The following is a 15,020-nucleotide window of genomic DNA, read 5'->3' as shown; positions in this document are numbered from 1 at the left end:
TATATAGAAGTAAAGATTTTGGTTATCATTTCACAATAAATCGCTGCACTTTTCCGACTTTCCCGGTACCAACCCTAAGCAGGTAAACTCCTTTAGCAGCATAAGACATATCAAGGTTATAAACATAAGCTTCCTCTTCCTTTTCCATAAAATTCTGCAGCATTTTCTGTCCCAGAATATCAAAAACGGTAATCTGTAATGGTTCATCAAAAGTTGTTTCGAGCACGATCCTTATTTGATTATTTACCCTGTTAAGTACATAAAGTTTCGCATCATTCAGAATAAAATCTTCAAGGTTTAAGGTACTGTCTGTAATATTCACGGTATAATCGTGGGTGGTCCCGTAGCCCATCACATTACAAGGGTCATTAAGGTCGCCGGCAAAGGAAGTATCCCCGGCACGTATGCGTAACAGATGCTGCCCGAGAGCTGCCCCCTGAGGCAGACTAAAATCATAACTAAGCCGGGTGCTGGCCTCAGTTATAACCTCTGAGTCAATAAGTAGTTCATTATCTTCAAAAACGGCATTATCATTAAAGTCGATCCACATCGAGAATTGTTCATCATCCCCATTAGCCCAGGCGCTTTCCACAGTTACGCTAAAATCCTCTTCCGCCCTGTCCAGCTCTATGCCACTGCCTGTAAAATCTCCATAACCCGTCTCACAACGTATATTATCATTTTCCACTCCATTCAGTTCAAAATAAAACAGGCCGTCCCCCAGGCTACAATCCGATCCCTCCGGAATACAATTTATATTTACGAGGTTTTTGAGGGTTTCATCATTAGAAGGCCTTGCATCTCCCTCCAGATTCGTACGGGCTCTAATAGTATATTTTCCGGTTTTAGAAAGATCGGCAGTTTCAGAAAAAGTATAAACTGCATAGTCTCCTACAGGGATCTCCCCTTCAAACACCTCACGAACCTCAGGCCCATAACCTATATCATAGGAAAGCGGAATATCCTGCAGAGGCATTCCCCCCAGATTTTCAATGGTCACGGTAATCGCTTCCGAACCTCCAAGCAAACGCATTGAAGACGGAGCATCTATAGAGGTCACTCCACCATCAACAGGCGGAAGATTTTTCACTATTGCGGTAAAGGCATCATTATCCATATTTCCATCCCCGTTTAATTCAGTAGACACCACCAGTTCATACTCGGTTCCTATTTCTGAAAGGTCGGCAGTTTCAGAAAAGGTAAATTTAACAGAACTTCCAGGCTGAATTGTTTCTTCAAAAACTTCGGTTACCATTTCCCCACCATCAACAGTATAGCTTACCTCAAAGCCGGATTGAGGTAATTCCCCAAAATTCCTGACACTTACTGAGATTTCTTCTGAACTGCCTAAAGTCGCATTTTCAGGCTCAAGCAGGGCAACAATCCCTAGGTCATTATCAAGTTCCGGCTGTATCTTAAAGACACCTACCTTGTTAATTCTTTGATCTCCTTCAAAATATTCTCCATTGAACCAGAAAGTAAGGCCATCGGCCGCATCAACACTTAAATGTGAATAATCTCCATATCTCCCGTATTTAAAATCGGGATTAGGGCTTTGTCCTTCTACAATGCTCTGTTCCTCGATCGTCATTATACCCGGTTCATCATAAAAGTATCTCCCGGTAAAACGGAGAGATGGAAAAACAGGATTGGAAGGACTGTCATTGACCACAGCATACCCCAATCCAATATTCCCCTCGGCATCTATGTTTATACTGCCACAAAACCTGTCACTCCCATCAGGTGCATAGGTTCCTTCCTGGTACACGCTCCAGTCGCCTCCGTTTGGTGGCTGCCTTAACTCGTACCACCTTATTGCGGCGTGTTTAGCCGCTGTGGGCTCTACATCCACAACAAAATTCATCACTACCGAATTGTGGGTCTCAAATCGGCGGAATGAGGTTGAATACATCATTATCGCCTGAAGTGCATCTATATCTCCGGCCTCTTCCGGCTGTGCCAAGTTGCGATGCCCACCCCCGTCAAAAACCGACCGGAAGGCAGACACCCCTTCAGCAGCTCCCAATTCCTGGGATTCTGAGACCGAAGAATTTGCAGGATTATTCCAATCCACATTCACTTCCCATATCTTCAAATGATCTTCACTAACCCCTTCCCAGGCATCGTCCTGAAGATATACTATTGGCGCATTCCCCAGGGGAGGATTTTCGTTTCCGCGGGCATTGAACCCGGCAGGACTATAAAACCCATTGTTTTTGATTCCCGGCAGCGGAAAAGATAATACCCGCGCAGGTTCGCCAATTAACATTTTCTCACGTTCTACTACAAAGATCACTTCATTATCTTCCGGAGATAAGGCATCTTTATTACTGGTAATATAGTAACCATCCCCCCAGACAGAGATCTTAGGATAATCCGGAACTCTTCTGATACCGAGACCAGGTGTGGTAAACCTATAGGTATACCACCCGTCATTAACCGGATCTGGACCTTTGGAAACCGCTATCAACACACTGTTAGGTGAAGTGCTTAACTGGCTTATCACATACCTGTCGGCAAACCCGTCATAAACCACAATTGGATCCCCATCACTTTCATTTTCAAACTCCCCTCCTATACTTGAAAGCGAAACAGGAGGAAGAAGCTGATTTCCCTCTTTATCATATATTGAAAATGCAGAATTATAAGCATTCACATAATGGTTTGGTCCTGCCACTCCGGTGGGATCTGTAGGCGTAGCTTTGGTTTCTGCAACGTTAAAACTAAAAAGAGGTGCTCTTGAGGGCACATTCCCCATAGTTCTCTGCATTACAGGGTCTCCGCCTCTTGGAAGTCCTTTCCCGGGAACTACTTTACTTATTCCGCGTTCACGCGGATTATATATTTCATATTCTTCTCCGGCAGGAATAAGCTCAGATTCAGAAAATGCCGAACCCTGAACAGGCTTAGAGGTCTCAATATAAAGAGGTGCTGAAACCTCACCTTTTTGCGCGATTGCATTGGTTTGAAAAAGAAATAAAAAAAAGAGTAAGGCGTAAAATTTTCTCATTATCAAAATCTTCCTGAAATATTCCTTAAAAATAATCAATATCGTCATATATAAAACTAAAGGAGCCGTTAATTGATTTATTAACGGCTCCTTTTTAAGTATAAAACTGATTATTTAATGCTTCATCCACTTTTTGAAATCTGTTTCTTCTTTAACGATTTTGTATAAATCAGAGATCGGTACTCTTTTTTGCTCCATAGTATCCCTATAACGAACGGTTACCGTCTTATCTTCAAGAGAATCGTGATCTACCGTGATACACAACGGAGTGCCCGCTGCATCCTGACGGCGATACCTTCTACCTATGGCATCTTTCTCATCGTACTGCACATTGAAGTCCCATTTAAGCTCATCTATAATTTCCTGAGCGAGTTCCGGAAGTCCGTCTTTCTTCACCAACGGAAGCACGGCAGCCTTGGTTGGTGCAAGCACAGCAGGTAACTTAAGGACCGTTCTGGTGCTACCTCCTTCAAGCTCTTCTTCCTTCAATGAAGCTGAAAGTACAGCCAGGAACATTCTGTCCAGACCAATAGAGGTCTCGATCACGTAAGGCACATAGTTTTCCTTTAATTCAGGATCATAAAAACGAAGTTTTTTTCCTGAATGCTCTTCGTGTGCCTTCAGGTCAAAATCGGTTCGTGAGTGAATCCCTTCCAGTTCCTTAAATCCGAATGGAAAGTTGAATTCTATATCGGTAGCGGCATTGGCGTAATGAGCCATTTTTTCGTGATCGTGAAAACGATAATTCTCCTCTCCAAGACCTAAAGATTCGTGCCATTTCTGGCGGGTTTCCTTCCAGTGCTCAAACCATTTTAGTTCTTCCCCAGGGCGAACAAAGAATTGCATCTCCATTTGCTCAAATTCCCGCTGACGGAAAATGAACTGTCGGGCCACAATCTCATTCCTGAAGGCTTTCCCTATTTGCGCAATTCCGAAAGGGATCTTCATCCTTCCGGTCTTTTGCACGTTCGAAAAGTTCACAAAAATACCCTGAGCGGTTTCCGGTCTCAGGTAAAGATCGGTAGCACTATCGGCCGAAGCTCCAAGCTTGGTCCCGAACATCAGGTTGAACTGTTTCACATCTGTCCAGTTCTTAGAACCGCTTTCAGGACAGGCAATTCCCAATTCTTCGATCTGGGCTTTTACATCGGCCAGATTTTCATCAGTTAAAGATTTAGCAAGACGCTCCAGGATCTCCTTTTCCTCCTTTTTGTAACGGATAACCCTTGGGTTGGTCGTTACAAACTCCTCTTCGTTAAAAGCATCTCCAAAGCGCTTTCTGGCTTTAGCGATCTCTTTCTGCGCTTTCTGATTGATCTTTTCGGCATAATCCTCAATCAACACGTCGGCACGGTATCTTTTCTTGGAATCTTTGTTGTCTATCAACGGATCATTAAAAGCATCCACATGACCTGAGGCTTTCCAGGTGGTTGGGTGCATAAGGATCGCGGCATCCAGGCCAACGATATTCTGGTGCAACTGTACCATACTTTTCCACCAGTAATCCTTAATGTTCTTTTTAAGTTCAGCCCCGTTCTGACCATAGTCATAAACAGCGCTTAATCCGTCATATATTTCGCTTGATGCAAAAATATACCCATACTCTTTAGCATGGGAAACCACATTCTTGAATAAATCTTCTTGTTTTGCCATAGCGCAAAAATAAAAAAACCGCCCTGATATATGTCAAGGCGGTTTTATAATTTTCATAATTGTTTAATCCAGGCTAAAGGAAGCAGTTCCAATTAGCCTTGCATCATCATACACGTATACCTTATATGCACCCTCCAGGAGTTTATCTTCATTGGCATTGGCCAGGATACAAACGTCCAGTTCTTCCTTTTCATAATAGACTTTGGAAGCAGCACTGTACACCATTACCCCGCCATCGTGCTCTACGGCAATCTGATCACCTACCAGTTCATTATCGGGGTTATAAACCTGAACATACATATCCCTTTCTCCCGCATCGGCAAGATCATTGGCTGTAATAGTAAAGCAGGTCCTGATCTGGTCTACTCTTCTGTTATTGTCATTTTCAACAATTTTACCACTGTTCCTCACAATTACCCCTTCTCCGCGAAGACTTGTAACTTTTATCTGGGAAGCTTTATCTACCTTATAAGAAAGGTCCTGGTTAGTGGTTTTAAGCGAATCAGATATTCTTGTCCGCTCTTCCAGAACAACTTTGGTACTGTCTATGGTGCTGGCCATTTTCTGGTTTTCGGCACTTAAACTGTCCACAACCCTGAACAACCTGTCTTTTTCAGATTTCAGATTCCCTATTTCTCTACGGTAACGGGAGATAAGCACAAGATTGGCTTCATTGTCCTTTACAGAATCCAGTAATCTTTCTATACGGTCTCGCGCATCTACAAGATTCTGGTCCATAATTTCGTTTTCGGCAATGGCCTCATCATACTTTACGATAAGGTCATTCAATTCATCTTCAATAACCGCCTTTTCCTTCTGGAGAATGGCTTTATTTTCTTTTTCCTCATTATAAAACTTGATGGTATAGATACCAAGCGCCAATAAGGCGACAGCCAATACACCGGTCAGAATTTTTAATGCGGTATTATTTTTCTTTTCGGTCATCATAATGTTTGATTTAGTTTGTAAATTTATGAGTTTAATAAGGTATCCCGCAAGGACTTAACAAATGTTTCACGATTTACTCAATCTTCTTTACCCCAAAACCTGCAATTGCTGCAATGGGGAATTAACAAAAAACGAAGAGGTAATCTGCACATCCTGCCTGCACGAACTCCCGTTAACCAATTTCCATCAGGATAACGTAAACCCCGCAAAAAAAGTATTTTACGGTCGTCTTCAGATTGAAAATGCGACCGCACTGCTGTATTTCAGAAAAAAGGGGATGGTCCAGGAGCTCATTCACAATCTGAAATACCGGGGCAACAAGGAAATAGGGGTTTACCTCGGGAAGTGGCTCGGCGCTGAACTTTCGCAAATCGAAGCTTACAAAGACATACAGGCGGTTTTGCCAGTACCACTTCACCGAAAAAAGCTGAGGTCGAGAGGGTTTAACCAGGTAGAAGGTTTTGCGCGGGAACTGGCAAAAAGCCTTGATGCAGAATATATGGATGACGTCTTATTAAAACATTCCGCCACGAGCACCCAAACCTTAAAAAACCGGATCTCACGCTGGGGTGTAATAGAGGAAACCTTTGTAATAGAACAGCCCGAAAAACTGAGGCATAAACATATTTTACTGGCAGACGACCTCATTACTACCGGTGCCACCCTTGAAGCCTGCGGAACAAAGCTTCAAGAGGCCGGAGGAGTTAAAATAAGCCTCGCAGCAATGGCAATTACGGTTTGAATTGTTTTAAAATCTAAAATAATCGTTTCTTTGCTCTAAAGATTTCATAAAAGGATATGGGTAAGCGAATTCAAGGTTTTCTACTGGTCATTATACTATGCTTCGGGATCACCCAATGTGCTAAAAAAGGAATGCCAAAGGGCGGGCCTAAAGATGAGGAGCCCCCAAAATTCGTGAGAGCCACTCCCGAAAATTTTTCTACCAACTTCAGCAAAGAGGAGATCAGGATCTATTTTAACGAATATATCAAGATCGAAAATCCGCAAAAACAGATCATCATTTCCCCTCCAATGGATCCCAAACCCTCTATCCTGCCGCTGGGAAGTGCAAGAAAGGATATCAAGATCGAGATCTTCGACACGCTGCAGGAAAATACCACCTATACCATCAATTTTGGGAAAAGCATCGTAGACAATAATGAAGGCAACCCTATGGATTACTTCAAATACGTTTTTTCCACGGGAGATTATATCGACTCCCTTGAAGTAGGTGGAAGCGTGTCCGATGCTTACCTGAAAGCACCTAAAGAAGTGATTTCGGTGTTTTTATATGAAATAGACACCAGCTTTACCGATTCCCTTGTTTATAAAGAGAATCCAAGGTATATGACCTATGCCAATGACAGTACCTTCAACTTTAAACTGGAGAACCTGAAAGAAGGGAAATACCAGATGCTGGCGGTGATGGACCTCAACAATAATTACAATTACGATCCTAAAAAGGAGAAGATTGGCTTTATAAGCGATTATATCGATCTACCCAACGATTCAACATTTACAATTAGCGTTTTTAAGGAAGAACTTGCTTTTGAACCAAAAAGGCCGAAACAGTTCAAAGGGCAACAGCTCATTTTTGGATATGAAGGCAAAACAGATCTGGACAGTGTAAAGATAGATCTGATTAACCCAAAACCAGAAGGTTTCGCCTCAAGGATCGTGAAAGACGCCAAGAAAGATACGCTCTATTACTGGTATAAACCGAAAATCGAAACCGACACGCTGAGATTTAAGGTAACAAGCCCGAAACGAACGGATACCTTAATCACCCGTCTTGGGGAGGCAGTCCGCGATTCCCTTATCGTGACCGGAGAACCTTCCGGAACTATTGAATACCAGCAGGATTTTAAATTCAAAGCCAACACTCCTATCACCGAAGCCAATACCGACCTTATTGAAGTGCTGGATGAAGATTCTACCGCGATACCTTTTACTACCGAGCTGAAATTACTGGAGAATGAACTGCTGCTGAAGTTCGACAAAAAAGAAGACAATCAATATTATATAAAAGCGCTGCCCGGCGCGATCACCGATCTTTTTGAAGCTACAAACGATACTATCAGGACCAGGCTGAAAACCAAGCCTTATTCAGACTACGGAAACGTGGTTTTACGACTTCAGAATGTTTCGGAATACCCGGTAATCGCGCAACTCACCAATCCAAAAGGAGAAGTGCAGGCTGAAAAATACTCTACGGGAGAAAACACCTTGAATTTCCAGTTTATGAAGCCCGGAAAATTCCTTGTTCGGATCATCTTTGATAAAAATGAAAATCAAAAATGGGATACGGGAGATTATCTGAAGAAAAGACAACCGGAACGCATAGAATATTTTAATGACACCCTTGAAGTTCGTGCGAACTGGGACATCAACCAGAGTATTATTTTAGACTGAATTCGTCGCGATCCTGAAGGAACTTAAACTTGTTTCTGGCGTTTATCAATGCTTCTTTTTCCAGGGCCAGTTCCTGAACAAAGCTTTCCTCACGCTCAGGCTCTGTGATACACTCTCCCAAATAGTCATAAACGGCCGAATGCCCGTTATATTCGGCCCCGTTCCCGTCTTTTCCGGTCCTGTTAACACTTATAACATAAGACATATTTTCAATAGCACGGGCTTTTGACAGGGTGTCCCAGGCAACTATGCGTTTTTTAGGCCAGTTGGCAACATATATTAGAATATCGTAATCTTCGGTGTTCCTTGAAAACACGGGAAAACGGAGATCATAACAAACCAACGGACAAATTCTCCAGCCTTTATAATCCACGATCAGCCTTTCGACTCCGGCTGTATAGGTCAGGTCTTCTTTGGCAAGGGTAAAGGTGTGACGTTTATCATAGATCTTGTAGCTCCCATCTGGAAACATAAAGAACAGCCTGTTATAATAATTACCATTCTCGGTGATGATCACACTTCCGGTGATAGCAGCATCTTTTCTTTTGGCCATTTCCTTCATCCAAAGAAATGTTTCCCCGTTAGTCTCTTCAGCAAGAGCCTTTGCATTCATACTAAAACCGGTGGTAAACATTTCGGGAAGCACGATCAATTCGACATTATCAGAAAGAGCATCGATCTCCCTGCTGAAAAAACTCCTGTTCTCTTTGGCATCCTCCCATTTAAGGTTGGCCTGTATAATTGCTATGTTCAGTTTTTTGGTCATAGCCTAAATTTATCAAATTTCATTTAGCCCTCCTAAATACTTGTTAAATCATTGTAATTAAAGAGGGGATTAAATAGCTTTAATATTGCAAATCAAACACTTATGGAATCACCAAGCTTCTTTCAGAAAGATAGTCTGGCCTCAAATACCAGCAGGGGGCTCATCTCCGGATTTATTGGCGGGCTTGCAGGGACCGCCGTAAAATCGCTCATTGAACAATACCTCCCCGTCAGAAAGGTGGAAGAAAGATCGGCCCAGATCAAGATCCTGGACGACCTTTCCATTAAGATGACAGGTACGCCTATTAGCAGTCATAATGAAGCCCTCGCAGAACAGATGGTGAACTTTCCTATTGGAGCGAGTATTGGCGCTGCCTACGGCTACGGAAAAAAGGATAAGGATCATCTGAATATAGGCGAAGGTGTGATCCTGGGCAGCTCGACCTGGATCTCTACCCACGAAACTTCATTGCCATTCCTCGGGCTCGAGTCCAAGCCCAAAGATATTCCTATAAGGATGCAGCTGAATGAACTTTTCGCTCACGTGATGTTCGGAGTGACCACAGAGATCGTCCGGAATTATGTAAACAGGACCCTGAAGAAATAACTATTTCTCCAGCTGTTTCATCATTCGCCTGATGCGGTCTTCCAGCTTTTCTGAAGACAACTTCTCCCGAAGCCTGTCGGTAATGATAGGAAATGAAAAAGGCGTCGGTTTTTCACAATTTCGCCATACGATCTTCTGGGCATTGATCCTTTCCAAAGCCATCCTGAGCCTACCTTCCTCCAGCTGATGCTCAAATGTTTCCCGGAAAGCCTGCAAGTATAAAAGGTTATCTTCCTCATAATCCTTAAAAACACTGAAAATAAGCTGGGAGCTCGATTGAAGATGCTTACTCTTCACCAATTTATTGGGATAGCCCGTAAAGACCAGCCCGGCAATAACCGCGATATCTCGAAACTTCCTTCGGGCCATTTCGGTAGCATTCAGGCTTTTATAAAGGTCATCCATCAGGAATTCCGCAGTAAAAAGATCGTTATCCAGTACCTGCTGCATATCTATCTCCTGGTCTGAAAGCAGTTCGAATCCGTAATCATTGAAGGCAATGGAAAAGCTTATGGGCGAGAGCAGGCTTATCCTGTAAGCCAGCAGGCTTCCCAGCGCTTCGTGTACGAACCGGCCTTCAAAAGGATAAAAAACAGCGTGGTAGCCTTCACGGGTTTTAAAAGTTTCGATCAAAAATTCATTCTCTTTTGGGATAATCGATTCCTTCTTCTGTTTTTCCAGAATGGGCTTTAAAGCGCTGAGTTCTTCATTCACTTTAGCCGAAGACTTTCCTACCGATGCCGCGGCAGCATACATTTCTTCCCGCAAAAGCTCACTCATCCGGGCAGAAAAGGTCATTCGCCCGCCCATCCAGCTTGGCACTTTCGAGGTCTTCTTTTTAGACCTTTTCACCAGCACCTGCATATTCTTGATACGAACCAATTCCAGGTTGCGTCCGGCAAAGGTGAAGACATCTCCGGGATTAAGTTTGGAAATAAACCATTCTTCTATAGTACCAATATATCCGCCTTTCAGGTATTTTACTCCCAGCATCGCATCGCTCACTATGGTGCCTATCTGCAACCTGTGCCGCATTGCAACCCCGCGGTTGTTCACTTTGAACCTCCCGTCTTCCTCGATCTCCACTTTCTTATATTCGTCATAGGCCTGCAGGCTCTGACTTCCCTTAGTGATAAAATTCAGGAGCCATCGCCATTCCTCTTCGGTAATTCCGTGGAAACAAAAGGTGGATTTGATCTCAGGATAGATATCCTTCGGAAAAAAACCGTCGGAAACGGCGAGTGTCGTGAGATACTGTACCAAGACATCAAAGCTCATCAGGTAAGGGATCCGGTCTTCCACGGCGGTTTTCTGAACCGCTTTCTGAAGGGCCGAAGCCTCGATTAATTCGATCGCGTGAGTGGGCAGGAAATAAATGAGGCTTTCCTCCCCGGGCCGGTGACCGCTTCTTCCCGCCCTTTGCAGGAACCTGGCAACACCCTTGGGCCCGCCAATCTGGATGATGGTCTCCACCGGCGCAAAATCCACCCCCAGGTCAAGACTGGAAGTACAGACCACCGCCTTCAGGTTTTCGTTCCTGATGGCCTGCTCCACCCAAAGCCGGGTTTCCCTGTTAATGCTGCCGTGATGCATCGCCACCTCTCCCGCAAACTCGGGATATTTATGCATCAGCTTCTGAAACCAGAGCTCGCACTGAGACCTGGTATTGGTAAAGATCAAGCTTGTCCGGGAATTCTTTATAATGGGAACAACCTCATCGATCAAATGCAATCCCAAATGTCCCCGCCAGGGGAACTTTTCCATTTTATCGGGAATTATGGATTTCACCCTGATCTTTTTCTTCAGCTTCGCCCTTATGAGCTTTGAATTTTTTAAGGCTTCGGAACCCGGACCAAGCAAAACTTCACGGGCCTGCTGAAGGTTCCCGATAGTTGCTGAAATTCCCCAGATCCGAAGGTCTTTTGAAATACTTTTTAATCTTGACAGCCCCAGCTCGACCTGCACGCCTCGTTTGGTACCAAGCAACTCGTGCCACTCATCCACCACCACAGCATCAAGATCCTTAAACAACCTGTGATAATTTTTTGAAGAGAGCAGTAAATGCAGACTCTCCGGTGTGGTGATCAACAGGTCCGGCATAGAGCGTTTCTGGGCCGCACGGTCTTTTTGGGGAGTGTCCCCGGTTCTTATTCCAACACTGAAGCCCGTACCCATTTCTTCAGCAAAACGGGTCGCAGCCTGCTCTATCTCTACAGAAAGTGCCCTTAAAGGGGTGATCCAGATCGCCTTCAGCCCTTTCTTATAAGATTCCCTGTAATTGGGATTGTTTTTTATATAATTCAGAACTATGGGAACCCAGAGCGCATAGGTCTTCCCGCTCCCGGTAGGCGCATTCAGCAGACCGTGTTTCCCGCTGAGAAAAGCGTTCCAGGTTTGCTTCTGAAAAGCAAAAGGCTTCCAGCCCCGGTCTTCAAACCAGGTTTCGGCAAGCCCTATTAGTTCTTTCCTGTTCATATTCTTTTCCCCTCCTTTATAAGGAGGGGTGCCCAAAGGGCGGGGTGGTTATCTTTTATATTCCTTTATTCCTGAAGCTTTTCTTTATCTCATTTAAAACCGATGCAAAAAATCGAAGACCATTTTATTTTCAAATCTAAGAACAGTAAAGCCCAGCTGTTGTAATTCAAGATCCCTTTTTGAATCCTTTTCTTCAGGACAGTAAAAATCAACGATATAATTTTTAATGCTGTGTTGTCTTCTGAATTTCCTGCCTTCAAATTTTCGGTTTGGCAATTGCTTCCACAAAAAGGCCTAGGCCGGGGTCAATCTTTTTCTCAGATCCCGCCTTTTTGATTTTAACGACTTACGATTATGTATATTCTTTTTCATAATTTGAATTTAACCCTTCCGTTCCGGGCAGCTCCCGAAGCCCGGAACACCTTCCCTTAGAAAGGGAAGGAGAAATCTTTCTTTTAAGGAATAAGCGCCTTCAATTCCTCTAAAGTATTAGCCTCGTGAATGTTCTTGTCTGTACGCCACCTTAATATTCTCGGGAAACGCGTTGCAACACCGCTTTTATGGCGTTTAGATTCTGCTATCCCCTCAAAGGCGATCTCAAAAACCTGGTGGGGAGTCACACTTCTCACCGGCCCGAAACGCTCAAGGGTGTTCTTCTTGATCCACGCATCCAGCTTTCGGAATTCAGCATCGGTAAGGCCGGAATACGCCTTTGCAAAGGTCACCAGCTCCTGTCTTTCATCGTCCCAAAGTCCGAAGGTATAATCGGTAAATAAATTGCTACGCCTTCCGTGGCCTCGCATCGCATAGGTGAGCACCGCATCTACCGTGAGAGGATCTGTCTTCCACTTCCACCAGTCACCCTTTTTCCTGCCAACCAGGTAAGGCGAATCCAGACGCTTCAGCATCAGGCCTTCCGATTTCTCTTCGCGTGCCCTTTCCCTTTCTTCTGCCACTTCCTCCCAGGTTTCGAAGGTGATATTATGTGATAAATGAAACGGCAGTTCTTCCGTAGAGATTTCGGCGTAAAGCTTATGCAAAATATCCCTTCTCTCTTTAAAGGCCGATTGCCTTATATCTTCACCGTCCCATTCCAGTACATCGTAAGCTTTCAGGATCACGGGTATCTTCTTCAGCAGGTTTTTGGAAACCTTCTTTCTCCCGATCCTTGTCTGGAGATCTTTAAAGGTCCCGATCTCCCCCTTGGGATATGGAAGGATCTCGCCATCTATAACTGTTCCATTCGGGATCACTCCTGCAAAATCCTCAAATTCGGGATATTTATCGGTCACCAGTTCTTCCCCCCGGCTCCATACAAACACCTCATCATTGCGGATGATCACCTGAGATCTTATGCCATCCCATTTATGCTCAGCACTCCATTCGGAAACGTCCCCAAGTTCTTCCACCTTATCTTCTATAGCGTAGGCAAGGTAGAACGGGTAGGGTTTGGACAAATAATCCTCTTCATTTTCCTCAAGAATAAGCTTGGTGAAAGTGGTCCTTGCCGGGTTCCAGTTTCCCATCATCTTATAGGCCAGGATATCCTCATCGATCCCGGTAGCTCTTGAAAGTGCGCGGGTCATAAGTTTCTGGCTTACCCCAATCCTGAAACTGCCGGTGATGAGCTTGGTAAAGACAAAGCGCTCATAATAATTAAGCTCCCGCCAGTTCTGGTGTAAATATTCCTTTTTCCCTTCCTCTCTCTTCGGCTTCAGGTCTATGATCTCCTGCAGGAACTGGTTCAGGCTTTTCTCTGAAGATCCTTCTGCCGGCGGAATTACCAGGGCTATGGTCTCTGCCAGGTCTCCAACAATATGATAGGATTCCTCGAAAAGCCATAGAGGGATATTGGCCAGTTCTGAAGCCCATTCTCTCATAAGAGTAGTATTTACCGGCCGCGGCGGGCGCCTGTGCGAAAGCACGGCAATTGTCCAGACCTTGTCCTTATCGGGTGCTGTCCTGAAGTATTCTGCAAGGGCCTCCACCTTAAGGGTGGTTTTATTGGTGCTGTCCAGGGTCTTTATGAGTTCGGCGAATCTTTTCATTTTTCAGCTTCCTTTTCTTTTTCAGACTTCGCTTCCAGTTCGCCGGTCTCGCCTTCAAACTGTGTGGCTTCGGTACGGGCATCATAGCCCTGTTCTGCAAGGTATCTCGAGAAGATATCGGTATAGCCGTGGGTGCATATCACCTTCTCGGCTTCCGTCGCTTTAATGGACGAGAGCAATCCCTGCCAGTCACAATGATCGGAAAGTACAAACCCGCGGTCTATAGCCCTTCTTCTTCGGGCACCCCTGAAGGTCATCCAGCCACTTGCAGAAGCGGTAACATAAGGCACCATCTTCTTTATCCACACAGAACCGTGGGCGCTGGGTGGAGCTATTACCATATTCCCTTTTATTTCTTTCTTGCTGACATCGCCGGTAATTCTTGTGGTTTGCGGAAAATCTGCCTGGTTCCGTAATACTTCGGTCATATTCTCAATGGCTCCGTGGGTATAGACCTTTCCTATAGATGTATCCAGGTGTTTCAGCAGTCGCTGGGCTTTTCCAAGAGAATACCCGAATAACACCGAAGTTCTCCCATCCTTCCGGTTCTGTTCCCACCAGCCGTTGATCTCCTTAAAAACTTCAGCCTGTGGCTGCCACTTAAAAGCCGGCAATCCAAAGGTGCATTCGGTAATAAAAGTATGACATTTCACAGGCTCGTATGGTACCGCCACGCCATCGTCTTCGGTCTTATAATCTCCCGTAAAGACCCAAACCTCTCCCCGGTGCTCAACCCTTATCTGGGAAGAGCCAATAATATGACCGGCCGGATGCAGGGAGAATTTCACGCCGTTTATATGGAAGGTTTCTCCCCATTCCATCCCCGAAACCTTAATTTCCCCAAGCCTGTGTTTTATGATAGGTACATTGCTGTGATGGGTAATATATTTCTTGTGTCCCCACCGGGAATGGTCGGCGTGGCCGTGAGAAATTATGGCCTTATTAACGGGTTTCCAGGGGTCCAGATAGACATCGGCTGCTTCGCAGTAAATTCCTTTTTTATTAAATACCAGTAAGGGCGTTTTCATCATTTTCTATCGGGCTTCCTGATGAAATTACTCAAATTGCAAGGCTTTTAAAAGGGATTAAGAAAAGATTAGCG

Annotated in this window: 11 protein-coding genes; 3 read left to right on the top strand and 8 right to left on the bottom strand. The window is 44.5% G+C overall.

What is annotated here, in order from left to right; translation table 11 throughout:
• Positions 1–25 precede the first annotated feature (25 nt).
• From ACFQ3Q_RS03165 to ACFQ3Q_RS03155, 3 genes are all read right to left on the bottom strand, one after another.
• Positions 26–3,010 carry a GEVED domain-containing protein gene (locus ACFQ3Q_RS03165; RefSeq protein ID WP_380742827.1) on the bottom strand — a complete coding sequence of 995 codons (2,985 nt, stop codon included), beginning with the start codon at positions 3,008–3,010 and terminating at the stop codon, positions 26–28.
• A gap of 114 nt (positions 3,011–3,124) precedes the next feature.
• Positions 3,125–4,663 carry a glycine--tRNA ligase gene (locus ACFQ3Q_RS03160; RefSeq protein WP_380742825.1) on the bottom strand — a complete coding sequence of 513 codons (1,539 nt, stop codon included), beginning with the start codon at positions 4,661–4,663 and terminating at the stop codon, positions 3,125–3,127.
• Between the two features lie 63 nt (positions 4,664–4,726).
• The gene (locus ACFQ3Q_RS03155; protein ID WP_380742823.1) at positions 4,727–5,611 is read right to left on the bottom strand and encodes a hypothetical protein; all 885 of its coding nucleotides are present in this window, start codon (positions 5,609–5,611) and stop codon (positions 4,727–4,729) included.
• A gap of 61 nt (positions 5,612–5,672) precedes the next feature.
• Between ACFQ3Q_RS03155 and ACFQ3Q_RS03150 the strand changes: the two genes are divergently transcribed.
• Together ACFQ3Q_RS03150 and ACFQ3Q_RS03145 are read left to right on the top strand one after the other, a co-directional pair.
• The gene (locus ACFQ3Q_RS03150) at positions 5,673–6,353 is read left to right on the top strand and encodes a ComF family protein (RefSeq protein WP_380742822.1); all 681 of its coding nucleotides are present in this window, start codon (positions 5,673–5,675) and stop codon (positions 6,351–6,353) included.
• A 56-nt stretch (positions 6,354–6,409) separates the two neighbouring features.
• Entirely contained in the window at positions 6,410–8,023 is a 1,614-nt protein-coding gene (locus ACFQ3Q_RS03145; RefSeq protein ID WP_380742819.1) for an Ig-like domain-containing protein, read from the top strand.
• On the opposite strand, the gene ACFQ3Q_RS03140 is transcribed toward ACFQ3Q_RS03145, so the two are convergent.
• Positions 8,010–8,789 carry an amidohydrolase gene (locus ACFQ3Q_RS03140; RefSeq protein WP_380742817.1) on the bottom strand — a complete coding sequence of 260 codons (780 nt, stop codon included), beginning with the start codon at positions 8,787–8,789 and terminating at the stop codon, positions 8,010–8,012. The two genes, ACFQ3Q_RS03145 and ACFQ3Q_RS03140, sit on opposite strands and share 14 nt — an antisense overlap.
• A gap of 102 nt (positions 8,790–8,891) precedes the next feature.
• Between ACFQ3Q_RS03140 and ACFQ3Q_RS03135 the strand changes: the two genes are divergently transcribed.
• On the top strand, positions 8,892–9,395 hold the full coding sequence (locus tag ACFQ3Q_RS03135; RefSeq protein WP_380742815.1) for a DUF1440 domain-containing protein: 504 nt from the start codon (positions 8,892–8,894) through the stop codon (positions 9,393–9,395).
• On the opposite strand, the gene ACFQ3Q_RS03130 is transcribed toward ACFQ3Q_RS03135, so the two are convergent.
• The 4 genes from ACFQ3Q_RS03130 to ACFQ3Q_RS03115 form a co-directional block, all read right to left on the bottom strand.
• On the bottom strand, positions 9,396–11,870 hold the full coding sequence (locus tag ACFQ3Q_RS03130) for a ligase-associated DNA damage response DEXH box helicase (RefSeq protein WP_380745584.1): 2,475 nt from the start codon (positions 11,868–11,870) through the stop codon (positions 9,396–9,398).
• Between the two features lie 93 nt (positions 11,871–11,963).
• On the bottom strand, positions 11,964–12,146 hold the full coding sequence (locus ACFQ3Q_RS03125; RefSeq protein ID WP_380742813.1) for an endonuclease domain-containing protein: 183 nt from the start codon (positions 12,144–12,146) through the stop codon (positions 11,964–11,966).
• Positions 12,147–12,325: 179 nt separating this feature from the next.
• Positions 12,326–13,918, bottom strand: coding sequence for an ATP-dependent DNA ligase (locus ACFQ3Q_RS03120; protein ID WP_380742811.1), 1,593 nt, complete (start codon positions 13,916–13,918; stop codon positions 12,326–12,328).
• Entirely contained in the window at positions 13,915–14,946 is a 1,032-nt protein-coding gene (locus ACFQ3Q_RS03115) for a ligase-associated DNA damage response exonuclease (RefSeq protein WP_380745583.1), read from the bottom strand. Before ACFQ3Q_RS03115 ends, ACFQ3Q_RS03120 begins: the two co-directional genes overlap by 4 nt.
• Positions 14,947–15,020 lie beyond the last annotated feature (74 nt).

Origin of the sequence: Salegentibacter chungangensis, assembly GCF_042678405.1 — a bacterium.
Classification (GTDB): domain Bacteria; phylum Bacteroidota; class Bacteroidia; order Flavobacteriales; family Flavobacteriaceae; genus Salegentibacter_A; species Salegentibacter_A chungangensis.
This window is presented reverse-complemented; position numbering and strand designations above follow the sequence as displayed.